General features: G+C 38.0%; 21 protein-coding genes and 5 tRNA genes. 21 read left to right on the top strand and 5 right to left on the bottom strand.

The window, feature by feature from the left end:
* Positions 1-62 precede the first annotated feature (62 nt).
* Positions 63-389 (bottom strand): hypothetical protein, encoded by a 327-nt coding sequence (locus tag ACIQXP_RS03080; RefSeq protein WP_387504083.1) that lies wholly within the window; start codon positions 387-389, stop codon positions 63-65.
* Positions 390-534: 145 nt separating this feature from the next.
* On the opposite strand from ACIQXP_RS03080, the gene ACIQXP_RS03075 reads away from it, so the two are divergent.
* Positions 535-687 carry a hypothetical protein gene (locus ACIQXP_RS03075; protein WP_387504084.1) on the top strand — a complete coding sequence of 51 codons (153 nt, stop codon included), beginning with the start codon at positions 535-537 and terminating at the stop codon, positions 685-687.
* Here the strand turns inward: ACIQXP_RS03075 and ACIQXP_RS03070 are convergent.
* From ACIQXP_RS03070 to ACIQXP_RS03060, 3 genes are all read right to left on the bottom strand, one after another.
* A complete protein-coding gene (locus tag ACIQXP_RS03070) occupies positions 684-959 on the bottom strand; it encodes a hypothetical protein (RefSeq protein WP_387504085.1) in 276 nt (91 codons plus the stop codon). The genes ACIQXP_RS03075 and ACIQXP_RS03070 overlap by 4 nt on opposite strands.
* 116 nt (positions 960-1,075) lie before the next feature.
* Positions 1,076-2,284, bottom strand: coding sequence for a hypothetical protein (locus tag ACIQXP_RS03065; RefSeq protein WP_367117462.1), 1,209 nt, complete (start codon positions 2,282-2,284; stop codon positions 1,076-1,078).
* 322 nt (positions 2,285-2,606) lie between these two features.
* The gene (locus tag ACIQXP_RS03060; protein WP_387504086.1) at positions 2,607-4,358 is read right to left on the bottom strand and encodes a lysophospholipid acyltransferase family protein; all 1,752 of its coding nucleotides are present in this window, start codon (positions 4,356-4,358) and stop codon (positions 2,607-2,609) included.
* Positions 4,359-4,451: 93 nt separating this feature from the next.
* Here ACIQXP_RS03060 and ACIQXP_RS03055 point away from each other — a divergent pair, with 93 nt between their 5' ends.
* The 3 genes from ACIQXP_RS03055 to ACIQXP_RS03045 all read left to right on the top strand — a co-directional run bounded on the left by ACIQXP_RS03055 (position 4,452) and on the right by ACIQXP_RS03045 (position 7,793).
* Complete coding sequence (locus ACIQXP_RS03055; protein WP_293741742.1) at positions 4,452-5,360, top strand: ComEA family DNA-binding protein; 909 nt, start codon at positions 4,452-4,454, stop codon at positions 5,358-5,360.
* A gap of 857 nt (positions 5,361-6,217) precedes the next feature.
* Entirely contained in the window at positions 6,218-7,372 is a 1,155-nt protein-coding gene (locus ACIQXP_RS03050; protein ID WP_387504088.1) for an acyl-CoA dehydrogenase family protein, read from the top strand.
* A 247-nt stretch (positions 7,373-7,619) separates the two neighbouring features.
* Entirely contained in the window at positions 7,620-7,793 is a 174-nt protein-coding gene (locus ACIQXP_RS03045; protein WP_293741739.1) for a DUF6496 domain-containing protein, read from the top strand.
* Positions 7,794-7,921: 128 nt separating this feature from the next.
* On the opposite strand, the gene ACIQXP_RS03040 is transcribed toward ACIQXP_RS03045, so the two are convergent.
* Positions 7,922-8,308, bottom strand: coding sequence for a hypothetical protein (locus tag ACIQXP_RS03040; RefSeq protein ID WP_293741738.1), 387 nt, complete (start codon positions 8,306-8,308; stop codon positions 7,922-7,924).
* A 169-nt stretch (positions 8,309-8,477) separates the two neighbouring features.
* Between ACIQXP_RS03040 and rpsU the strand changes: the two genes are divergently transcribed.
* From rpsU to rpoC, 17 genes are all read left to right on the top strand, one after another.
* Positions 8,478-8,672 (top strand): 30S ribosomal protein S21, encoded by a 195-nt coding sequence (rpsU, locus tag ACIQXP_RS03035; protein WP_086549247.1) that lies wholly within the window; start codon positions 8,478-8,480, stop codon positions 8,670-8,672.
* A gap of 158 nt (positions 8,673-8,830) precedes the next feature.
* Positions 8,831-9,712: a tyrosine-type recombinase/integrase gene (locus ACIQXP_RS03030; RefSeq protein ID WP_387504089.1), complete on the top strand. Its 882-nt coding sequence runs from the start codon at positions 8,831-8,833 to the stop codon at positions 9,710-9,712.
* Positions 9,713-9,726: 14 nt separating this feature from the next.
* Entirely contained in the window at positions 9,727-10,074 is a 348-nt protein-coding gene (gene hpf, locus ACIQXP_RS03025) for a ribosome hibernation-promoting factor, HPF/YfiA family (protein WP_090982779.1), read from the top strand.
* 807 nt (positions 10,075-10,881) lie between these two features.
* Positions 10,882-10,954: transfer RNA gene (locus ACIQXP_RS03020), tRNA-Thr, on the top strand.
* Between the two features lie 39 nt (positions 10,955-10,993).
* Positions 10,994-11,076, top strand: a tRNA-Tyr gene (locus ACIQXP_RS03015).
* 80 nt (positions 11,077-11,156) lie between these two features.
* Positions 11,157-11,229, top strand: a tRNA-Gly gene (locus ACIQXP_RS03010).
* A 79-nt stretch (positions 11,230-11,308) separates the two neighbouring features.
* Positions 11,309-11,380 (top strand) — tRNA-Thr (locus ACIQXP_RS03005).
* A 126-nt stretch (positions 11,381-11,506) separates the two neighbouring features.
* Positions 11,507-12,694, top strand: coding sequence for an elongation factor Tu (gene tuf, locus ACIQXP_RS03000; protein WP_010601091.1), 1,188 nt, complete (start codon positions 11,507-11,509; stop codon positions 12,692-12,694).
* Between the two features lie 57 nt (positions 12,695-12,751).
* A tRNA-Trp gene (locus ACIQXP_RS02995) sits at positions 12,752-12,822 on the top strand.
* A gap of 105 nt (positions 12,823-12,927) precedes the next feature.
* Positions 12,928-13,125, top strand: a complete 198-nt coding sequence (gene secE / locus ACIQXP_RS02990) for a preprotein translocase subunit SecE (RefSeq protein ID WP_029279332.1) — start codon at positions 12,928-12,930, stop codon at positions 13,123-13,125.
* A gap of 9 nt (positions 13,126-13,134) precedes the next feature.
* Positions 13,135-13,674: a transcription termination/antitermination protein NusG gene (gene nusG / locus ACIQXP_RS02985; RefSeq protein ID WP_025143263.1), complete on the top strand. Its 540-nt coding sequence runs from the start codon at positions 13,135-13,137 to the stop codon at positions 13,672-13,674.
* Between the two features lie 306 nt (positions 13,675-13,980).
* Positions 13,981-14,424 carry a 50S ribosomal protein L11 gene (rplK, locus tag ACIQXP_RS02980; protein ID WP_010601094.1) on the top strand — a complete coding sequence of 148 codons (444 nt, stop codon included), beginning with the start codon at positions 13,981-13,983 and terminating at the stop codon, positions 14,422-14,424.
* 20 nt (positions 14,425-14,444) lie between these two features.
* Complete coding sequence (rplA, locus tag ACIQXP_RS02975) at positions 14,445-15,143, top strand: 50S ribosomal protein L1 (RefSeq protein ID WP_025143259.1); 699 nt, start codon at positions 14,445-14,447, stop codon at positions 15,141-15,143.
* Between the two features lie 2 nt (positions 15,144-15,145).
* Positions 15,146-15,667 (top strand): 50S ribosomal protein L10, encoded by a 522-nt coding sequence (gene rplJ, locus ACIQXP_RS02970; protein ID WP_090502367.1) that lies wholly within the window; start codon positions 15,146-15,148, stop codon positions 15,665-15,667.
* 66 nt (positions 15,668-15,733) lie between these two features.
* Positions 15,734-16,111: a 50S ribosomal protein L7/L12 gene (gene rplL / locus ACIQXP_RS02965; protein ID WP_010601097.1), complete on the top strand. Its 378-nt coding sequence runs from the start codon at positions 15,734-15,736 to the stop codon at positions 16,109-16,111.
* A gap of 157 nt (positions 16,112-16,268) precedes the next feature.
* The gene (rpoB, locus tag ACIQXP_RS02960) at positions 16,269-20,072 is read left to right on the top strand and encodes a DNA-directed RNA polymerase subunit beta (protein ID WP_090982781.1); all 3,804 of its coding nucleotides are present in this window, start codon (positions 16,269-16,271) and stop codon (positions 20,070-20,072) included.
* Between the two features lie 88 nt (positions 20,073-20,160).
* On the top strand, positions 20,161-24,447 hold the full coding sequence (gene rpoC, locus ACIQXP_RS02955) for a DNA-directed RNA polymerase subunit beta' (RefSeq protein WP_293741733.1): 4,287 nt from the start codon (positions 20,161-20,163) through the stop codon (positions 24,445-24,447).
* Positions 24,448-24,845 lie beyond the last annotated feature (398 nt).

The raw sequence follows: 24,845 nt of genomic DNA, 5'->3' as shown, positions 1-24,845 counted from the left end.
GATTTTTAGAATATAATTTAAAAGAGGCTGTCTCATTTATTTTGAGACAGCCTCTTTTAAATCTATTTTAACTCCGCCTCTTCTTTTTCTGTCACTTTTGCTTTTTTGATAACGGTTTTTACTGCTGAGGATTTTGTTGGCTTTTCTTTAACGGCTGGTGCAGCTTGTTCTTCTTCCTTAATAAACGGCACAATAGAATCATCTACAGCAGGAATATTTACCTTTTTAGCAAGTTGTTTGGCAAACTTCTCAATTACTTTGTCGGTTTTTTTTGCTTTGCCATATTGATTAACTAATTCATTAAATGCAAAGGTTAATTTCGACTCTAATTCTTTACGTAGCTTTTTATTGGTCGAATGATTTTTCGACTTGGATTTATTCTTTTTCATCTACTAATGGGTTTTTACAAAAATAGAAAAACAGAAAGTTAAGTTAATATTATGATTATGTTAACAGTCAGATAACTGCTTAACATACAAGATATTTGTCATAACTTAGGTTAAATTGCATAGACTGGCATTTAATCGAACAAATATGAATTATCCAATAGTAATAGGCGTTGCAGTTCTGGTCATTATTTTAATTGCTTATCTGATCATCAGAAACCAAAAAGACAAAAAGGAGTTTGAGGAGGAGGTAATCCAATCAGAACTTCCCGCGGAGAAAGACGATAAAGAAAATAATTAAAAAGCATTTCCTGGTGCTACTTCACCACCTAAATCCAATGTATTTTGAAAGGCCTCCAGGTAGCCCAACAAATGGCGTTCCGCATTGGCATAAGAGGTAAATGTGGAGGCCGGTACATTAGCTTCCCGTCCGCTTGTATTTTTAAAGTGCGAACTGACCTGAAATGTAAAGGTTTTATCGTCATTAAGTGGGGATAGAATCCTGGCCTTTACCGGATAGCCGTGAATTTCGACAAAGAATTCCTTAATAACAGTATAGATGATGGCCGCCATGTGTTTTTTCAGATTAACCCTTAAAAGTACGGTAAATAAAGTGTTAATATACTTCTTATTGATAAGATAACATCATCTTAACTTATGGTTAACCCTGGCTTAACCTGTCCGGTCTTTTATTTGTTGCCAGGCTCATAAGCATATACCACCTCATACTTCAGGTTTTTCAGCTTGTTGGCAATTTGCCCTATTTTTAAGTTTTGTTTCTGAGGGGTAGGTTCACAATAAGAATATTTTTTGCCCTTATAAGTAACTGCTTCACCAACTGGTTTGTCAAACTGTACCGCAATGGTTAAATGTTTGGGGTATAGTAATGCAATCATTGGCAGGTTATATATTTCCTTTACTAGGTAAAAGAATAATGCGGCCCGGTCGTCGCAGTCGCTATATGTACTCAATAAGGTTTGTTCCGGAGAAAAGCGTTTTTCCTTACCATAGTTTTCATTGTCATCTTCATATAGAAAGCCATAACGTGTAAATCTCATCAGGTAATCCACACCTTTTTTCTGATCCATGTTTTTCAGATTTTCTTTCAGTGTGGGAATAAGAGAACTGTACGTTTCTCTACTTAGCGGGATATTGAAATAACTCTCAAAATCAACTACCGGATAATTTTTAAAAATGGTCTGTACATCCTGATTAACTTTAAGTTTAAAATGATGCATTTTTTGTCGGTAGCTAAATTCAATGTCTTTTTCCTCGTAACTTTCAGGCTTAAAATCGGGCATTCTGGTTACCTTATAGGAAAATGGATTTTTGGCTTCTGATATTGATATCTTTATCGGTTTGTAAGCATCGGCCTGTTTAAATAGTTTTCCGTAATCATGGTAGTTCAGGCATGTAAACTTTTGCCCGTCAATCATAAAAAACGGAATATCGCTGATGTCCTCTTCGTTTCTTACATAAAAAATGACCTGCTCGTTGCCTACCGCCAACCTTGCATCGTAGCCGCATTTACTTAGTAAAAACCATTTATATAATGTATATCCAAAATAGTTGTTGGCTTTGGGACTAATCTGTTCTGCTGTTTTGCGGATCAGTTGATAATAAATCCAGTCGTTTAAATTAAATTTTTTCTGGTACGTTTCTAAAGATGAGATAAGGGAAGCGTATCGTCCGGAAGAGATCTGATGATAAAAGTTTGAAACAGCTGATGTTGATGCGGTTTGAGGTATGGGAAAAACGATTGTGGAATCGACAGTGAAATTGAAGGTGCCATCATAAAAATCGAAAGCGTATTGTTGTCCCTTTGAACTGATGGCATTTGTCATCAGGCCAGCGAACAAAATAGTTCTCAAAATGTAGATGTAAATTCCTCTTTTCAAACCGCGCCATATTGGTTACATTAAATTTACTTATTATTAATATAAAATCAACAATTTCTTTATGTGAACCATTTATAGGGTATGTAATATTGTGTTAACATAGTGGCCGGCCTGCTAAAGCCTGAGTTTTTTCATATCAATTACTGATGTAAGCAAATTTCGTCAGTCATTAATAAATTTCTATAAATAACATTTCATTAATACCAATTTAACATGGTCAGCCTACTTTTGTGGCATAAATATTTGGTTAGTATTTATAAAGTTTAGGTTAGTTGATAATAAAAAAACCCAGATGGATGTCTGGGTTTTTTTATTGCCTTAATTATAGGTTCTTGCCGAGTTTTTCCAGGATTTCTGCTGGAATACTATGGGTATCAACCACTAAGAAACCATCTAAACAATCAGAAAACTTAGGGTCGATATTGAATGAGATAATCTTTGCATTCAGGTTCATGTACTGCCTCAACAATACCGGGATTTTAATGTGCGTGTTTTCGATGTCTCCGATAATGCTGTCCAGATCTTTAAAAGATTCGCTGCTGTCAACGAGGGTATCGGTAGAAATAGGCAATAAATCGGCTTTAAATTTGTTTCGCGGTTTAACGTATTTGGCCATTTCGTAATCGAAATGGTTCTTGGTGATGTAATCTACAATTAAAGCCTTGCTGAATTTTGAGAAATTATTACTGATACTTACAGGACCGAACATATAGCGGTACTGTGGATTATCGATCAGGTATTTTAAAATCCCTTTCCATAACAGGAATAGCGGAAGTGGTTTACCCTGGTATTCTTTTCTGATCCATGATCTGCCTAATTCAATACCCTGTCTCAACATCGGGTAGAACTGATCTTTCATTTTAAAGAGTTCAGAAAGGTAAAAACCACGGCGTCCCATGCTTTCTAAAATCTCATCACCTTTTCCAATCCGGTAAGCACCTACAATATTTTCTAAATCTTTATCCCATATAAATAAATGGTTATAGTAAATATCGTAATTATCCAGGTCGATTTTTTTATTGGTCCCCTCGCCAACCTCACGGAAAGTGATTTCGCGTAAACGGCCGATTTCCCTTAAAATATTTGGTATTTTTAAAGTTGGGACAATGTATACCTCATAATTTTTCTCCGTCCAGACCCTGAAATCTTCCAGAGTTGCTACCTCATTTTTAATTAGGAGCCTCGAGGTTTCTTCAATTACCTCCGCAGGTTTCTTTTTAATTTTAAACAGGTTTAACGGGTTAAAGAGTTTTTTCTCAGTATCTAAACCAATACCAAGCGCATAGGTACGGGCCCTTAAAAAGTCCATCAGCTTATTGCTGCTGTTCATGTGCGAAATTTCAGAAACGGCTATTGGCTTACCAATCCGGACCTTGATGGTTCGTCCATGTTTGTTTAAAAATTCTGAAGGTAGTTTTGCCGTGCGCAGGGTAGGGTGTATAAAGCTCAAAATATTAAAGAAAACGCCATTATTGCCATGGAAATAAATCGGTACAACGGGTACTTTAGCCTTAGCAATCAGTTTTCCAACAACAGGGTGCCACATCCTGTCGGTTACCTGCTGAGCATCTAATTTAAAAGTAGATACTTCTCCGGCCGGGAAAATGCCAATCGGTGTTCCGTTTCTGAGCAGGTCAAAAGTAGTTTTTAATCCGCTGATGCTGGAAGAATGCTGCACATTTTCGAAAGGATTAACCGCCACAAAAAACTCATCCAGGTTTGGTATTTTTTTCAGAATAAAATTGACCATTACCTTGGCATCTGGCCTAACCGTACACAATAGTTTAACCAGGGCCAAACCTTCTACACCGCCATAGGGGTGATTTGCAATAGCGATAAAAGGTCCTGTTTTTGGGATACTATTTAAGTCATCATCGTCGAATTCTATAGAAACACCAATGGTTTCCAATATCTTGTCTACAAATTCTAAGCCTTTAAAGTGTTGATTTTGAGCAAATACATCATTAATGTCGTTCAGTTTCATGATCTCCATCATCAAACCTGCTAAACCTGGTACACCTAGCTTATCTATCTTTGTTGCTTTCGCAAACTCAGATGTAGTTATGATTTTCATATAATTCTTAGATTGTTGATAGGCAAAACCTATGCAGTTTTGCAATTCCAAAAATAAGATTTATATTTATAATCCACATGTCATATCGCATCAATGAGAATTTGGTTCAACAAAAATTTTGGTGTTAGCAAAAGTGAATTCAACGGGCTATTGTTCCTGGTCTTTATTATTATTGTGATTAAGGCTATCCCGATTTTGTATACCCGTTTCCAGCCGGTTTCGAAGGATGATCCAGATCTTTTGGCGCAGATTCAACAGATTAGTATAACAGATCAGGCACGTGAACAGGCTGTTCGCGATCGGATTGAAGCTTCCAGCTATAAAAAAACAGGCAGACTTTTTAAATTTAACCCCAACACTTTAAATAAGGAAGGTTGGGAAACTTTAGGCTTATCGGCAAAACAGGCCCAATCGGTTGTAAACTATACGGCTAAGGGTGGCAGATTTTATAAACCCGAAGATCTTCAGAAAATGTATACCATTTCGCCGGAAATGTACAAAAAGATATTCCCTTATGCCCATATACCCGAGTCAACTAAGGTGTATAAAAATGATCCGCTTTCCGAAAGAAAAGGATATGCTAAAAAAGCTCTTGTAATTGTTGATATTAATACGGCAGATTCTACACAATTGGATGAGATTAAAGGTATTGGCGAAACTTTTGCACGTAGAATTATAAAATATAGGGAACGTTTGGGTGGTTTTTACAAAAAAGAGCAGCTTCTTGAGGTTTATGGCTTAGACTCAAATAAGTATGCGGAGATTAAAGACCAGATTAAAATTGGCAATACACCGCTAAAAACAATCAATATCAATACGGCAGGTTTTAATGATTTAAAGCGTAGTCCATATCTGAGTTTCAAACAGATCAATGCCATTATTCAATATCGCAGGCAGCATGGCCATTATACAGGTGTAGCTGATTTAAAAAAGATTATTTTATTAAATCAGGAAGTGATCGATAAAATTACGCCTTATATTTCTTTCCAGAAAGAATACTAATTTTTGATTTTGGAAAGCAAAACCTGTATTCCATAGTCAGGTGTCTTCCTGCTCTTCGCTTTACTCCGTTGCACTCCGTGTTCGCTGCGATCAGGTTTAGTTACCCGGGGCAGTGCAGCAAGCCTTTGTACATAATTATAGGAAAGTAATTTCTGCACCCTGCAATCCCCAATCTGATTGCTGGCCGTGCCACCTAAACCCAATGGAAGCGGGCACGCAGTAAAGCGGACAGTGGGCCTGCGTGATCCTGAATGCTTCAAAACTGCTTTCCTGAAAAATTACCTTACTATTTTTTTGTTTTGGAAAGCAAAACCTGTATTCCATCGTCAAGTTTCTTCCTGCTCTTCGCTTTACTCCGTTGCACTCCGTGTTCGCTGCGATCAGGTTTAGATACGCGGGACAGTGCTGTAAAACCCGTGGAAATTTTAAAGGCATAGTAAAATTTTGCGTTTTGCAACCCCCAATCTGATTACTGGCCGTGCCACCTAAACCCAATGGAAGCGGGCACGCAGTAAAGCGGACAGTGGGACTACATGATCCTAAAGTGCTTCCAAACCTGCTTTCCTAAAAAACTACCCAGATTAAAGACTTATCTGTTTTTGGAAAGCAAAGCCTGTATTTCATAGGCACATTGTTTCTGCGCTTTGTGCTATTAGTTTTTCCCGTGAGCCATCATGTCGTTTAAAGTTGTAAAAAATCATAAAAAAATCTTCCTTAATTTTCAACGTTTAAAATTAACCGGGAAACTTATTGAACCGAATACCATTTCATTCTGTAATGGCACAAATATTTAATGGTAACTAACTATCAAATAATTGTTTATAATTGCCTCAACTAACTATAAAAATATATATTTAATGAGCGTAAGCTTCGATTTTTCAGAAACAGAAACTCAGCAAAGTGTAAAGGCCATGGTCCGCGATTTTGCAGAGAAAAACATCCGTCCACATATTATGGATTGGGATGAAGCACAGCATTTTCCTATAGAATTGTTTAAGCAGCTCGGAGAATTGGGGTTGATGGGTGTTTTGGTTCCCGAAGAATATGGCGGCTCAGGATTAGGCTATCAGGAATATGTTGACATCATTGTAGAAGTAGCCCGGGTTTGTGGTTCAATCGGTTTGTCGTTAGCAGCACATAACTCTTTATGTACGGGGCATATCCTCGCATTTGCCAGTGAAGAACAGAAACAGAAATGGCTTCCTAAACTGGCTACAGCCGAGTGGATTGGTGCCTGGGGATTAACAGAGGCCAATACTGGTTCAGATGCCTTAAGAATGATGACTACGGCCGTTGAAGATGGTGATGATTACATTATAAACGGTGCCAAAAATTGGATTACCCATGGTAAAAGCGGCGATATTGCAGTAGTGATGGTCAGGACAGGTGAGCAGGGAAGTTCAAAAGGAATTTCGGCCATTGTGGTAGAGCGTGGTACGCCGGGTTTCTCCGCTGGAAAAAAAGAAAACAAACTCGGCATGCGGGCATCAGAAACTACAGAAATGATTTTTGATAATTGCCGTGTACCCAAAGCCAACCTGTTGGGTAATGTTGGCGAAGGTTTTAAACAAGCCATGAAAGTGTTGGACGGCGGAAGAATTTCTATTGCCGCCTTGGCTTTAGGCATTGCAAAGGGTGCTTTTGATGCAGCGGTAGCTTACTCTAAACAAAGGCACCAGTTTGGTCAACCTATTTCCAGTTTCCAGGCCATTAGTTTCAAGCTTGCTGATATGGCTACAGAGATTGAAGCTGCAGAGCTATTGATCCGCCAGGCAGCTGATTTAAAGAACAGGCACTTACCTATGACAAAAGAATCGGCTATGGCAAAATATTTTGCCTCGGAGGTTTCAGTGAAAGTTGCTACAGATGCCGTTCAGATTTTTGGCGGATATGGTTATACAAAAGATTTTCCGGTAGAGAAATTTTATCGTGATAGTAAATTATGTACAATAGGAGAGGGCACCTCAGAAATACAAAAGATTGTGATTGCCCGCGAAGTATTATCGAGGTAGTGGGTAAAAGGTATACGGTTTAAGGCTAATATCAATCACGCTAAACCCTATGCCCTAAACCTTACGCCTTAAACCTTATTAAAAACCAGTATATTATGAGTAATCCGGACGGTTTAGCCACCTCCGGATTTTTTATTTAAAATTTTAAAACTGCTGATCCTGATATACTGTTTTGAATAAAGACTTTAACAGTTGGCGGTTGGCAGTTACCAATGAACAATGATCACTGAATTAATGAACGATAAAAATGGCAAAATATTCAGAAAAAGCTGGTGAGAAAGTAGAAAAAAACATGCACGAAATGAAAGAAGGTAAGCTTAAGAGCGGGACCGGTAAAAAAGTAACTTCCAAAAAGCAGGCAATTGCTATCGGATTATCGGAAGCCAGAAAAGCAGGAGCCAAGGTACCTAAAAAAGGTTAGGAGGTGGAAGGTTTATGGTGTAAGGTTAAAACTAAACGTCAAAATAATAATTTGCCCTAAACCCTAAACCCTAAACCCTAAACCCTAAACCCTAAACCCTAAACCCTAAACCCTAAACCCTAAACCGCTTATTGCGGTATCTCCTTCGAAGTTAAAATGCTATCAACTACGTAAACACTAAATCCGCGCCATGGCAGGGAGTGCTTATATTCTTTGTAGTGTAATTCGAAAAACCTGCCACTATTGGCCATCATTTTTTCAGCAATTTCCTTGTTGGCAATAGAAAATTCGAATTCGTTGTTCTGCAGTGTTCCTGTTTGTCGCGATTTTATGCCACTCTGGATTAATTTGCCTTCATAGGTTTTAAAAACGTAGCCTTTTTTCACCACATAGTTTAATTCGCCTGCCTTAACACCTTCACCAAAGACAAAGAAATACCGATAGTAACAAGTTGCTATTAATATAATAACCACGATAACGGCGATAATGGAGCCTACTTTTTTACCTGTCGTCATAAAGTATAATGTATATATAAATGTAGGTAAACAATAGTTTAGTTTAATCAATGATATTAAATAATATTTCTTTTTATAAAATCTTTCTCATTTTCAATATTTTCCTTACATTTGCAGCCCCGATAATACGGGAAAATTTAAAAACCACGAGAGGAGGTATTTCAGCGTTATGATCATTATCAACATTAAAGACGGCGAATCATTAGATAAAGCCCTTAAACGTTTCAAGAAAAAGTTTGAAAAAACTGGTGTATTGAGAGAATTACGTAGCCGCCAGGCATACGAGAAAAAATCCGTTGCACGCCGTACTGAAATTAAACATGCTGTTTACATTCAGAATATGAATCAAGATACAACTGCATAGTTGTTTAAGATATAATATATAAAAGTCTTCCGATTAACATCGGGAGACTTTTTTGTTTTTGGGGGGCATTCAAAACTTTACAATAAACAATTAATTAATGATTTCTTTATATCAAAACAATTTGTAACTTCATATCAAGGCCCCATAAAAGATATTGAATGTTGCTAAAAAGTTTTATTACCTATTTAACTCACGAGAAGCGCTATTCTCAGCACACTGTCACATCTTACCAGACCGACTTAGGTCAGTTTGAAGAATTTGTTAAAGCATTGGAACTTGACTTTTCTGAAGTAAAACATATTCACCTGCGCAGTTACCTGGTGGAGCTGATGGAAAAGGAAAATTCAGAAAATACCATCAACAGAAAAATTTCTGCTTTAAGAAGTTTTTACAAGTTTTTGCACCGCTCAGGAAAAATCGATCAAAATCCCAGCCTTTTAATTAAAGCACCTAAAATACCGAAAAGACTACCTGTGTTTGTGGACGCCCAGAAAATGGACCAACTGTTGGATTCTGAGCGTTATTTCGATGAAAGTTTCCCTTCTGTCCGCGATCATTTGGTTATCGAACTGCTTTTCGGAACGGGTATACGTTTAACCGAACTATTGCAGTTAAAAGATACTGATATTGATCTTTATTCAGGAACGATAAAGGTATTGGGTAAAAGAAACAAGGAAAGAATAGTGCCTATAAATAAACAGCTTATCAATCAGGTAAATACCTATATTGACTTAAAAAAGTTGCAAAACTTTAATAACAATTCACTAATATTAATCGTTACCAATACAGGTGCTGCGGCATATCCGAAATTAATATACCGCATTGTTACCTCATACCTAAACCATGTATCAACCAATGAAAAGAAAAGCCCCCACGTGTTGCGGCATAGTTATGCAACCATCCTGTTAAATGCAGGTGCAGATTTAAATGCTATTAAGGAACTCCTGGGTCATTCCAGTTTAGCGGCTACCCAGGTTTACACCCACAATTCGATCGAAAGATTAAAAACAATTTATAAACAAGCCCATCCAAAGGCATAAAAAAAGGAGGAAAAATGAAAATCGGAGTTCAATCAATCCACTTCAATGCAGATAGTAAGTTGTTAGATTTTATACAGAAAAAAGCAAATAAGCTTGATCAGTTTTTTGACCAGATCATTAGCGGAGAAGTGTATTTAAAGTTAGAGAACGTAGAGGACGAGGCGAATAAGATCAGTGAGATAAAACTGATTGTACCCGGAGGCACCCTCTTCGCGAAGGAACAATGTAAATCATTTGAAGAAGCCACCGATCTGGCCATCGAGTCGTTAAGAAAGCAGATTACTAAACATAAAGATAAAACACGGGCAAAATTAAGTGAGCATAAGGCAATTTTAAGTGAGATTGAAGCTACTGATTATTAGTGAAAATCTCTCCAATATAATTTAAAGGAGCGGCACAATTGGTGTCGCTCTTTTTTTTAGTTTTTATAGTTTTCCTTATGCGAACTTTCGCCCGGGTGTTTCAGCATATTTCTTCCAGATAGGCCCTGAAAATAAATTACCTTCGGCAAGCTCGCTTAAGGCTCGGTTTACTTCTCGTAGTTTTCCGCTTTTTTACAAGTCAGGGTGGCAATATGAATTATGGTATTAAAGGGCAGCCTTCAAAGGGATATTATCAATCGAACTTAGGGTTTTGTGAAGATATTAATATTTGATAAAAGCAACGTCACGAAGATAGCGCTCAAAGGAAAACTTTTTTAAGGGTAGTTTCTTTAAATAATTTAAAAAATAATACGCTATCCATAGAATTTATATAACTGCATTTTAATTTTCTAAGCTGCTCGCCATAGAAAAATAGTCTTCGCTGCATCAATTTTAACTTTCATCTGGCTTAATTTTATTTTTTATTTTGCGTTTATCATTGTGATTATCGTTTGTAAACCTTTAAAGGTTGAAAATGGCTGTAAAAAAATGAAAAAAATATTCAATTTTAAGAGATTGATTATGAAGCTTCTTCAGGTAGATGACGTGCTTTGACCTGAATAACTTCATTATTTTTTTTCAAAATTATTTTGAAGTGAAATATAAGTGTGTATATTTGCATTCCCTTTCGGAAACGGTGTTAGGCCAAGAAGAAAAGGATAGTTCTGTGAAAAGATAAAAGTTTTAAAAAAACACGTTAATAGTATGAAAAATGAAGATTTTTCGTATCATTGCAGAAAATTTAAAGCCTCCTTAGCTCAGCTGGTAGAGCAACTGACTTGTAATCAGTAGGTCATTGGTTCGATTCCGATAGGAGGCTCTTTTTATGTTAAAGTGTTAGCATTTTAAAGTAAAAAACGGGGAGATACCAGAGCGGCCAAATGGGACAGACTGTAACTCTGTTGTCGTAAGACTTCGAAGGTTCGAATCCTTCTCTCCCCACACTTTAAATGAATGACCAAATGTTTTAATGGCAGAATAAATCTCTCATTCTTTCATTCAATCAATCACTAGTTTTAAAAGCGGAAGTAGCTCAGTTGGTAGAGCGATAGCCTTCCAAGCTATAGGTCGCGAGTTCGAACCTCGTCTTCCGCTCTAAAAATAAAGTGAGCAGTTAATGGTTGTCAGTTTGGTGGTTTTGCTAAAACTGAATGTTGAAACTAGAAACTAAAAAGCCGAAGTAGCTCAGCGGTAGAGCACTTCCTTGGTAAGGAAGAGGTCGTGGGTTCAAGTCCCATCTTTGGCTCAAGGATAATAAAGCTTTGTTAAATCTGTTTAGTATGCAGGGTAGACAAGGTTTTTTGTGTTGCATTGCATCAAAACAATTAATAAAAATAATAAAAAGTTAACCTACTAATTAGTTATAAATAAAATGGCAAAAGAAAAATTTGACCGCAGTAAACCGCACTTAAACATCGGTACAATCGGTCACGTGGATCACGGTAAAACAACTTTAACAGCGGCTATTACAAAAGTTTTAGCTGATGCTGGTTTAACTGAGGCACGTTCATTCGATTCAATTGACTCTGCTCCAGAGGAAAAAGAAAGAGGTATTACAATCAATACAGCTCACGTTGAGTATTCAACAGCTAACCGTCACTATGCACACGTTGACTGTCCAGGTCACGCGGATTACGTGAAAAACATGGTTACTGGTGCTGCTCAGATGGACGGTGCAATTATCGTTGTTGCTGCTACTGATGGTCCAATGCCACAAACTCGCGAGCACATCCTATTAGCTCGTCAGGTTGGTGTTCCTTCATTGGTTGTATTCATGAATAAAGTGGATATGGTTGATGATCCTGAATTATTAGAATTAGTAGAAATGGAAGTTCGTGAATTATTATCATTCTACGAATTCCCAGGTGATGATATTCCTGTAATCCAAGGTTCTGCACTAGGTGGATTAAATGGAGATGCTAAATGGGTTGGTAAAATCATGGAATTAATGGATGCTGTAGATAGCTACATTCCAATTCCTCCACGTTTAACTGATCTTCCTTTCTTAATGCCTGTTGAAGACGTATTCTCAATCACTGGTCGTGGTACTGTTGCTACTGGTCGTATTGAGCGTGGTGTAATCAACTCTGGAGATCCGGTTGAGATCTTAGGTATGGGTGCTGAGAACTTAAAATCTACAGTAACTGGTGTTGAGATGTTCCGTAAAATCTTAGATTACGGTGAAGCTGGTGATAACGTAGGTTTATTGTTACGTGGTATTGAGAAAACTGATATCCGTCGTGGTATGGTAATCTGTAAACCAGGTTCAGTAACTCCTCACACTGATTTCAAAGCTGAGATCTATGTATTATCAAAAGCTGAAGGTGGTCGTCACACTCCATTCTTCAACAAATATCGTCCTCAATTCTATTTCCGTACTACAGACGTAACTGGTGAGATCTCACTAGCTGAAGGAACTGAAATGGTTATGCCAGGTGATAACGTTACAATCACTGTTAAGTTAATTAACGCGATTGCAATGGAAAAAGGTCTGCGTTTCGCTATCCGTGAAGGTGGTAGAACAGTAGGTGCTGGTCAGGTAACTGAAATCTTAGCTTAATTTTAAGCTACAACAATACAAAAGAGAGCTGGTTAAGGCTAGCTCTCTTTTAAATACACGGGAATAGTTCAACGGTAGAATAGAGGTCTCCAAAACCTTTGATCAGGGTTCGAATCCTTGTTCCCGTGCTTAATATTGATTGAGTACAAGAATGAGTGAATGATTGAATTTGAAGCTTCGTTTCAAGTAATATCATCCACTCATTTACTCATTCATTCATTCAATAATTTGATATGGCTAAAGTAGTTGAGTTTATAAAAGAATCGTACGATGAAATGACCCAAAAGGTTACCTGGCCTACCTGGGGCGAACTGCAAAGTTCTGCAATTCTCGTATTAGTGGCTTCTTTAATTATTGCATTGGTTATTTTTGCAATGGATAAAGGATCGACATTTGTGTTAGATACTTTTTATAAATCACTTTCTAATTAATATTTACTAATGAGCGATCTAAAGTGGTACGTTGTAAGGGCGGTTAGCGGTAAGGAAAAGAAAGTAAAACAGTACATTGATGCTGAGATCAGTCGTTTAGGTTTCTCTCATTTGGTTCCACAGGTTTTAATACCGATGGAAAAATATTACCAGATGAAAGATGGTAAAAAAATTGCCAAAGAACGTAACTTTTATCCCGGTTATGTTTTAATCGAAGCGACATTGGATGGAGAATTAGAACATATCATTAAAGGTATAAACAGTGTAATCGGTTTCTTAGGCGATAAAGCTGGTAATCCAATCCCAATGCGCCAGGCAGAAGTTAACCGTATTTTAGGTGTGGTTGATGAGATGAGCGAGCAGGGTGAAACGATGAATGTTCCTTACTACGTTGGCGAGGGCATTAAGGTAATGGACGGACCTTTCAATGGTTTCTCCGGTATTATTGAAGAGGTAAACGAAGAGAAGAAAAAGCTAAAAGTAATGGTTAAAATCTTCGGTCGTAAAACACCACTGGAACTTAACTACATGCAGGTAGAAAAAGAATAACAGCCACATTAAAATATTAAAAAGCTCCGAATACTCCGGGGCTTTTTTTATGATCATGAAGTTGTTGAGATTGCAAGCGTAACAGGTAATAAATTTTAGTATCTGTTCGTTAAATACGTAGCGGGTAAATTTCGGATCTTGGTCCTGCATTAAATTACAATAAAATTAATTTTATCAATGCTATTGTTTTACTGTAAGTTAATCCATATCTTTGCAGTCCTTTAAGTTTTATAGGAACTCTAAGGAATTAAATGTTACATGCTTCCAATATTTAACATTGAGTTTTAAATAAACAAAAAACACAAAATGGCAAAAGAAGTCAGTGCAATGATCAAATTACAGATCAAAGGCGGAGCGGCAAATCCATCGCCACCGGTAGGGCCTGCGTTAGGTGCTAAAGGGGTGAACATTATGGAGTTTTGCAAACAGTACAACGCTCGTACCCAAGATAAAGCAGGTAAAGTATTGCCAGTTGTAATTACTGTTTATGCTGATAAGTCATTCGATTTCATCATCAAAACCCCTCCGGTAGCTATTCAGTTAAAAGATGCTACTAAATTACAGAGTGGTTCTGCTGAGCCTAACCGTAAGAAAGTTGGGTCGGTGACCTGGGACCAGATTAAAGTTATTGCTGAGGATAAAATGCCTGATTTAAATGCATTTACAATCGAATCAGCAATGAGTATGGTTGCTGGAACAGCACGCAGTATGGGAATCACCGTTTCTGGTGACGCACCCTGGAACAATTAATTAAAAAACAGTTTACAACAGTGGCGAAATTAACTAAAAATCAAAAAAAGGCACATGCTAAAATAGAAGCTGGTAAAGCTTATACTTTGAAGGATGCTGCTGCTTTGGTAAAAGAAATCACTACTACTAAATTCGATGCTTCAGTTGATATTGATGTATCTTTAGGTGTAGATCCGCGTAAAGCCAATCAAATGGTACGTGGTATTGCTACTTTACCACACGGAACAGGTAAAACTGTACGTGTTTTAGCTTTGGTAACTCCTGATAAGGAAGAAGAAGCAAAAGCAGCTGGCGCAGACTTCGTAGGTTTGGACGAGTATGTAGCTAAAATTGAAGGTGGTTGGACCGATGTAGACATTATTATCACTACACCAGCTTGTATGGCTAAGGTAGGTAAATTGGGCCGTGTTTTAGGTCCAAGGAACTTAATGCCTAATCCAAAATCAGGAACAGTAACCAACGAAGTTGGTAAAGCTGTAACAGAGGTTAAAGCAGGTAAAATTGATTTTAAAGTAGACAAAACGGGTATCATACACGCCTCGATAGGAAAAGTATCATTCCCAGCAGACAAAATTTATGAGAATGCACTTGAGATTATTCAAGTAATTTCTAAATTAAAACCATCTGCTGCAAAAGGAACTTATTTTAAGAGCATTCACGTGTCTTCAACAATGAGTCCTGGGATTGCAATTGAAACAAAATCAGTAGCGGGGATCTAATCATGAACAGAGAAGAAAAAAACGAAGTAGTTTTAGAACTACAAGGACAAATGCAGGAATTTGGCAATTTTTATATTGCTGATACTTCCAGCCTTTCTGTTGAGCAGATCAATAACATCCGTCGCAAATGTTTTGAAGGCGATATCGTGATGAAGGTTGCTAAAAACTCTTTAATCCGCAAAGCGATTGAAGGTTTGGATGGCGATGCTTCTGAGATATACGAAGCACTTAAAGGTTCATCATCATTATTATTCTCAAAAACAGCTAATGCTCCGGCTAAGCTGATCAAAGCTTTGAGAAAAACATCTGATAAACCAGTGCTTAAAGCAGCGTTCATAGATTCATCAGTATATGTTGGCGATGACCAATTAAATAACTTAGTAAGCTTGAAATCAAGAGAAGAGCTTATCGGAGATATCGTTGGATTATTACAATCACCAGCTAAAAATGTTCTATCTGCACTTCAATCAGGCGGTAGCAAAATTGCAGGAATTGTTAAAACTCTTCAGGAAAGAGAAGGTTAACGAACACCTTAAGTTCGCAAATTAAACAAAATTATTACACACGTAAATTTTTAAAATCTTAATAAAATGGCAGATTTAAAAGCGTTTGCTGAGCAATTAGTAAACTTAACAGTAAAAGAAGTTAATGAATTAGCTCAAATCTTAAAAGATGAGTATGGTATTGAGCCTGCAGCTGCTGCTGTAGTTGCTGGTCCTGCTGCTGGTGGTGATGCACCTGCTGCTGCTGCAGAAAAAACATCTTTTGATGTAATCTTAAAAGAAGCTGGTGGTCAGAAATTAGCAGTTGTAAAACTGGTTAAAGACTTAACTGGTTTAGGTTTGAAAGAAGCTAAAGACTTAGTAGACGGTGCACCAAAAGAATTGAAAGCTGGTGTTGCTAAAGACGAAGCAGAAGCTCTTAAAAAACAATTAGAAGAAGCTGGAGCAGTAGTTGAGATTAAGTAATCACTTAACTTAGCTAAGCTAAAAATGTATTAGACACCGACTGAAAATGTCGGTGTCTTTACCTGTTTATAAACACCTCATTTTGTTTGGTTAATGAGCCTGTTTGAAATTCGAACCAAACAAATAGTTTATTCTTAAACTAAAATCTTTTAGTCCATTGGCAAAGACAGTCGAACAAAGAGTAAATTTTGCAACAAGTAAGCACATTATAGACTATCCGGATTTTCTGGATGTGCAATTGCAATCATTCAGAGAATTTTTCCAGATAGATACCACATCAGACGATCGCTCTAGCGAGGGTTTGTTCAAAGTGTTTGCTGAAAACTTTCCAATAACAGATTCAAGAAATATCTTCGTATTGGAGTTTCTTGATTATTTTGTTGATCCGCCACGTTATGATATACACGAGTGTATTGAGCGTGGATTAACCTACAATGTCCCATTAAAAGCAAAGCTTAAGCTTTCTTGTAATGATGTAGAACATGAAGATTTTGAAACCATTATCCAGGATGTGTACTTAGGTACAATCCCGTATATGACACCAAAAGGTACATTTGTAATCAACGGTGCAGAACGTGTTATCGTTTCGCAGTTACACCGTTCTCCAGGCGTGTTCTTCGGCCAAAGCCGTCACACTAATGGAACCAAATTGTACTCTGCACGTGTAATCCCTTTCAAAGGTTCATGGATCGAGTTCGCTACAGACGTTAATAACGTGATGTATGCTTATATCGATCGTAAGAAAAAATTTCCGGTTACCACTTTATTACGTGCTATCGGTTACGATTCTGATAAAGATATCTTGGAACTTTTTGATCTTGCTGACGAGGTAAAAGTTAGTAAATCAGGTTTAAAGAAATACATCGGTCGTAAACTGGCGGCAAGGGTATTGAAAAAATGGGTAGAAGATTTTGTTGATGAAGATACTGGTGAGGTAGTTTCTATCGACCGTAATGAAGTGATTCTCGAAAGAGAAACCGTTTTAGAAGACGAACACATTGATATGGTTATCGAAGCTGGCGTAAAAAGCATCATCTTATCAAAAGAAGATGGCGCAAGTCAGGCTGATTATACCATTATATATAATACCTTACAAAAGGATACCTCAAACTCAGAAAAAGAGGCTGTAGAAAACATCTATCGTGCTTTGCGTAACGCAGAACCACCTGATGAGGAAACAGCCCGTGGTATCATTGATCGTTTATTCTTTTCAGATAAACGTTACGATTTAGGAGATGTTGGTCGTTACCGCATTAACCGTAAATTGAAAATGAATACCCCTGATGAGGTTAAAGTATTAACAAAAGCAGATATTATTGCGATTGTGAAATACCTGATCAAGTTGATCAACTCTAAAGAAGAGGTGGATGATATCGATCACTTATCCAACCGTCGTGTACGTACGGTAGGTGAGCAGTTGTACGCACAATTTGGTGTGGGTTTAGCCCGTATGGCCAGAACCATCCGTGAGCGTATGAACATCCGCGATAACGAGGTGTTTACACCAACTGATTTGATTAACGCACGTACGTTATCATCAGTAATCAACTCTTTTTTTGGTACCAATCAGTTATCTCAGTTCATGGATCAAACCAATCCATTGGCAGAGATTACGCACAAACGCCGTTTATCGGCTTTAGGTCCAGGTGGTTTATCGCGTGAGCGTGCCGGTTTCGAGGTACGTGACGTTCACTATACGCACTATGGCCGTTTATGTACGATTGAAACACCAGAGGGACCGAATATTGGTTTGATTTCATCACTTTGTGTGCATGCAAAAATCAATAATTTAGGTTTCATTGAAACACCATACAAACGTGTTGAAGATGGTAAAGTAGTGGTAGATTCAGACGTTATTTATTTATCTGCAGAAGATGAAGATGGTAAAACCATTGCACAGGCTAATGCAGAGTATGATGATAATGGTAACTTTACTACACCACGTGTTAAAGCGCGTTACGAGGGTGACTTCCCGATTATTGAGCCTGAGAAATTAGACTTAATGGACGTTGCACCTAACCAGATTACTTCAATTGCTGCTTCGTTAATCCCGTTCCTGGAACATGATGATGCGAACAGGGCTTTGATGGGATCAAACATGCAACGTCAGGCCGTACCATTGTTACGTCCTGAAGCACCGATTGTAGGTACAGGTTTGGAAGGTCGCGTTGCACGTGACTCAAGAACTTTGATCAATGCAGAAGGTGACGGTGTTGTAGAGTACGTTGATGCTAACGAAATTACCATTAAATATGAGCGTAACGAAGATGATCGTTTAGTTTCATTTGAAGGTGATAGCAAAACTTACCGTTTAATTAAATTCAAAAAAACCAACCAAAATACTTGTATCAACTTAAAACCAATCGTTAAGAAAGGTCAGAAAGTAACTAAGGGACAAGTACTTTGTGAAGGTTATGCTACTGAAAATGGTGAATTGGCCTTAGGAAGAAACTTAAAAGTGGCGTTCATGCCATGGCAGGGTTTCAACTTTGAGGATGCGATTGTAATCAACGAGCGTATTGTTCGTGATGACGTTTTCACTTCATTGCATATTGAAGAGTTTGAATTGGAAGTACGTGATACTAAACGTGGAGAAGAGGAACTGACACCTGATATCCCGAACGTTTCTGAAGAGGCTACTAAAGACCTTGATGAAAACGGTATTATCCGTATTGGTGCTGATGTAAAAGAAGGTGATATTTTAATTGGTAAAATCACACCAAAAGGAGAGTCTGATCCTTCACCGGAAGAGAAATTACTACGCGCAATTTTTGGTGATAAAGCAGGTGATGTTAAAGATGCGTCTTTAAAAACTCCTCCTTCTATCCAGGGTGTGGTAATTGATACCAAATTATTCAGCCGTGCTAAGAAAACTACAAAAGCTGAAGAAAAATCAGCAATTGAGAAATTAGACAAGGCGTATAACAATATCACTGAGAAATTAAAGGCAGAATTAGTAGACAAATTATTCGCTATCGTAAATGGAAAAACATCACAAGGTGTATACAACATTTACAAGGAATTGTTAGTGGCTAAAGGTGCTAAGTTTACGCAGAAAATTTTAGCCGAGCTTAACTACGAGCACATTAGCCCTAACAAGTGGACTACTGATGATGATAAAAATGAGCTAATTAAGATGTTGCTTCACAACTACGGTATCCGTGTTAACGAAGAGCTGGGTGCTTACAAACGTGATAAATTCGCGATCAGTGTAGGTGATGAGCTTCCTTCAGGAATCGTACAGATGGCAAAAGTTTATGTGGCTAAAAAACGTAAATTAAAAGTAGGTGATAAAATGGCAGGTCGCCACGGTAACAAAGGTATTGTTGCACGTATTGTACGTGATGAAGATATGCCTTTCTTAGCTGATGGTAGCCCGGTTGATATCGTGTTGAACCCGCTGGGTGTACCTTCACGTATGAACCTTGGCCAGATCTATGAAACCGTATTGGCATGGGCCGGTAAAGAATTGGGTGTTAAATTTGCCACTCCGATTTTTGATGGTGCTACGCACGATGAGGTGGAAGAGTGGATTGCTAAAGCGGGTGTTCCTGCTTCAGGAAAAACCTACTTGTACAATGGTTTAACAGGTGAGCGTTTCGATCAGACTACAACTGTAGGTATTATCTACATGTTGAAATTAGGTCACATGGTTGATGATAAGATGCACGCCCGTTCAATCGGACCATACTCATTGATTACACAACAGCCATTGGGTGGTAAAGCCCAGTTCGGTGGTCAGCGTTTTGGTGAGATGGAGGTTTGGGCATTAGAGGCATTCGGTGCAGCTAACATTCTTCAGGAGATATTAACCGTTAAATCGGATGATGTAATCGGAAGAGCCAAAACTTACGAAGCCATTGTTAAAGGTGAAAACCTACCAACGCCGGGTGTACCAGAATCGTTTAACGTATTGGTACATGAGTTACGTGGATTAGGTTTAGATATTACATTAGATTAATTAAGGTAGAAGGTTTAAGGTATAAGGTGAAAGGTTTTAAACCCTACGCCCTAAACCTTAAACCCTACGCCTTTAACCTTACATAAGTATGTCTTACAAAAAGGATAATAAATTAAAAAGCAATTTCACATCCATCACAATTAGCTTATCGTCTCCGGAAATTATTTTGGAACGTTCAAGCGGTGAGGTGTTGAAACCAGAAACCATTAACTACCGTACTTACAAACCTGAGCGTGATGGTTTGTTCTGTGAGCGTATTTTTGGTCCGGTAAAAGATTACGAATGTCATTGCGGTAAATACAAACGAATTCGTTACAAAGGGATAGTTTGTGATCGTTGTGGTGTTGAAGTAACAGAAAAGAAAGTACGTCGTGAGCGTATGGGACACATCGCTTTGGTGGTTCCTGTTGCACACATCTGGTATTTCCGTTCTTTACCAAATAAAATCGGTTATTTATTAGGTTTACCTACTAAAAAATTAGATTTAATTATCTATTACGAGCGTTACGTAGTTATCCAATCAGGCTTAATGGCTGAAGAAGGTATCAACTATATGGACTTCTTAACTGAAGAAGAATATTTAGATATCTTAGATAAATTACCTAAAGAAAACCAATATTTAGACGATAAAGATCCTAATAAATTCATCGCCAAAATGGGTGCTGAAGCGTTAGAAGATTTATTAAAACGTATTGATTTAGATACTTTATCTTATGACTTACGTCACCAGGCTGCTAACGAAACTTCTCAGCAACGTAAAAATGAGGCTTTAAAACGTCTTCAGGTTGTTGAAGCTTTCCGTGGTGCCAATACACGTATCGAGAATCGCCCTGAATGGATGATTGTTAAAATCGTTCCGGTTATTCCACCAGAATTACGTCCATTGGTTCCATTAGAAGGTGGCCGTTTCGCTACTTCAGATTTAAATGATTTATACCGTCGTGTAATTATCCGTAACAACCGTTTAAAACGTTTGATCGAGATTAAAGCACCAGAGGTAATTTTACGTAACGAAAAACGGATGTTACAGGAAGCTGTAGATTCGTTATTTGATAACTCACGTAAAGTTAACGCGGTAAAAACTGAAGGTAACCGTGCTTTGAAATCACTTTCTGATATTTTGAAAGGTAAACAAGGTCGTTTCCGTCAGAACTTATTAGGTAAACGTGTGGATTATTCAGCTCGTTCGGTAATTGTTGTAGGGCCTAGCCTTAAATTACACGAGTGCGGTATTCCTAAAGATATGGCTGCTGAGCTTTACAAACCGTTCATTATCCGTAAGATGATTGAGCGTGGTGTGGTAAAAACAGTTAAATCTGCTAAAAAAATCGTTGACAGAAAAGATCCATTGGTTTGGGATATCTTGGAAAATGTATTAAAAGGTCACCCGGTATTATTAAACCGTGCACCTACGCTACACAGACTGGGTATTCAGGCTTTCCAGCCAAAATTAATCGAAGGAAAAGCGATCCAGTTACACCCATTAGTTTGTACCGCATTCAACGCCGATTTTGACGGTGACCAGATGGCTGTGCACTTACCATTAGGTAACGCAGCAATTTTGGAAGCCCAGGTGTTAATGTTAGCCGCTCACAACATCTTAAACCCTGCAAACGGTACGCCTATTACAGTACCATCACAGGATATGGTTTTAGGTCTTTATTATATTACTAAAGGCCGTAGAACAGATGAAACCAGAGTGGTTAAAGGACAGGATTCTGCTTTCTATTCTCCAGAAGAGGTTATTATTGCTTATAACGAGAAAGAATTAGACTTGCATGCATTTATCAAAGTAAGGGTAAATGTTAAACAAGCCGATGGTTCTATCGTTAATAAATTAACTGAAACTACTGTAGGTAGGGTATTGTTCAACCAGATGGTTCCTGAAGAGGTTGGTTATATCAATGAGTTATTAACCAAAAAATCTTTAAGAGATATTATTGGTGAAGTAGTGAAAATGACTGGTATGGCCCGTGCTTCACAATTCCTGGATGATATAAAAGAATTAGGTTTCAAAATGGCATTCCAGGGAGGTTTATCGTTCAACTTACAAGACGTAAACATTCCGGTTGAAAAACATACTTTATTAGAACAGGCAGCAGCTGAAGTTGAAGAGGTAAGAAACAACTATAACATGGGTTTCATTACCAACAACGAGCGTTACAACCAGATTATCGATATCTGGACCCGTATCAACAACAGGTTAACTACTTTCGTTATGACTCAGTTATCTTCAGATAACCAGGGTTTTAACTCTGTTTACATGATGCTTGATTCAGGTGCACGTGGATCTAAAGAGCAGATTCGTCAGCTTTGCGGAATGCGTGGTTTGATGGCTAAACCTCAAAAATCAGGTTCAGGTGGCGATATCATCGAAAACCCGATCTTATCAAACTTTAAAGAAGGTCTATCAGTATTAGAGTACTTTATCTCTACTCACGGTGCACGTAAAGGTTTGGCGGATACGGCGTTAAAAACTGCGGATGCGGGTTACTTAACCCGTCGTTTGCATGATGTGGCGCAAGATATGATCGTTAATGACGATGACTGTGGTACTTTAAGAGGTATGTACACCACAGCATTGAAAGACAATGAAGATATCGTTGAACCTTTATATGACAGAATTTTAGGTCGTACTTCATTACATGATGTATACAATCCACTGGATGGCACATTGTTGGTAGGCGCGGGCGAAGACATTAATGAAGATATTGCTAAAGCAATTGAAGAATCGCCGCTTGAAGGCATCGAAATTCGTTCGGTATTAACCTGCGAATCTAAACGTGGCGTTTGTGCGTTATGTTATGGCCGTAACCTGGCATCTGGTAAACGCGTTCAAAGAGGTGAAGCAGTTGGTGTAATTGCAGCACAATCAATCGGTGAGCCGGGTACACAGTTAACACTTCGTACTTTCCACGTGGGTGGTACTGCATCAAACATTGCTGCAGAATCAAATATCGTAGCTAAGTTTGATGGTGTAATAGAATTCGAAAACATCCGTACTGTCGATACACAAACAGAAGATGGTACCGTACAGGTAGTATTGGGCCGTTCAGGTGAGTTTAGAATTGTTGAGCCAGGAAGCGGTCGTGTGATCGTAACCAACAACATTCCTTACGGCGCTTTCTTATTCGTTAAAGAAGGTGATAAAGTAACCAAAGGCGATAAAATTTGTTCATGGGATCCGTACAACGCGGTTATCCTTTCAGAATTTGCCGGTAAAGCACAATTCGATGCCATTATCGACGGTGTAACTTACCGTGAAGAATCTGATGAGCAAACCGGTCACCGCGAAAAAGTAATTATCGATACCCGTGATAAAACGAAAAACCCTTCCATTCAAATCGTTGACAAGAAAGGTGAGTTTATCAAAGGTTATAACATTCCGGTAGGCGCGCACGTTTCAGTTGATGAAGGCGAAGCGATCCAAACTGGTCAGATTATTGCTAAAATCCCACGTGCAACTGGTAAAACCCGTGATATTACCGGTGGTTTACCTCGTGTAACGGAATTATTTGAAGCCCGTAACCCATCTAACCCAGCTGTAGTAACTGAGATTGATGGTGTGGTAACTTTAGGTGGCGTTAAACGTGGTAACCGCGAGATTACAATTGAATCTAAAGATGGTGAAGTTAAAAAATACCTTGTTCCATTGTCGAAACACATCCTTGTACAGGATAACGACTTTGTGAAAGCAGGTATGCCATTATCAGATGGTTCAATTTCTCCTGCTGATATCCTTGCTATTAAAGGGCCTGCTGCCGTTCAGGAATACTTAGTGAATGGTATCCAGGAGGTTTACCGTTTACAAGGTGTGAAAATTAACGATAAACACTTCGAGGTGATTGTTCACCAGATGATGCAGAAAGTTCACATCGAAGATCCTGGAGATACCATTTTCTTAGAAAATAATGCGGTAGACCGTTGGGATTTCTCAGAAGAAAACGATGCCATGTACGACAAGAAAGTTGTTGAAGATGCAGGTGATTCGACTGAATTCAAACCAGGTCAGATTGTATCGTTACGTAAATTAAGAGACGAAAACTCTCAATTGAAACGTAAAGATTTGAGACAGATCACAGTTAGAGATGCAAGACCAGCAACTGCAAGTTCTATCTTACAAGGTATTACCCGTGCATCATTAGGTACTAAATCGTTCATTTCTGCGGCTTCGTTCCAGGAAACTACGAAAGTATTAAATGAGGCAGCGATTGCGGGTAAACGCGATAATATGTTAGGCTTGAAAGAAAACGTGATCGTTGGTCACTTAATCCCTTCAGGTACTGGTGTACGTGGTTACGAGCGTATCATTGTAGGTTCACAAGAAGAATACGATAAGCTATTAGCTTCGAAACAAGAAGAAGTAGAAGCGTAATATTTTTAATATTTTGTTTTAAAACTCCCTCAACATTGAGGGAGTTTTTTGTTTGGAACAGGTTTTGTAACTTTGATAATTAATTCAAGAGTGTTACAGAAATCCAACTCTTTCCAGATATTAAAAGTTAAGCTTGGGAAAACAGCGAGCAGCGCATTTGGTTTCTTTTGTAAAGGAAGAAGTAAGAGTTGAATTAGATCATAAGAAAGAGATTTGAGCAACAAAAGAAAACAATAGTAATGCTATGGATTACTGGCTAATGCAAAAGCCGAAATAATTAAGTGGATGTTTATTTTTGGATTGGTCAGATTGCAGTTACCGTAGGCATCATATTAACTTACCTTAAAAAATAAAGGTTAAGAGTTTCAGGGATTTTCTTTAATATTATATGCTAAATT

The sequence above is a fragment of the Pedobacter suwonensis genome, from assembly GCF_044762335.1.
Classification (GTDB): domain Bacteria; phylum Bacteroidota; class Bacteroidia; order Sphingobacteriales; family Sphingobacteriaceae; genus Pedobacter.
The sequence above is the reverse complement of the archived record's forward strand: the minus strand, read 5'-3'. Positions and strand labels throughout refer to the sequence as shown.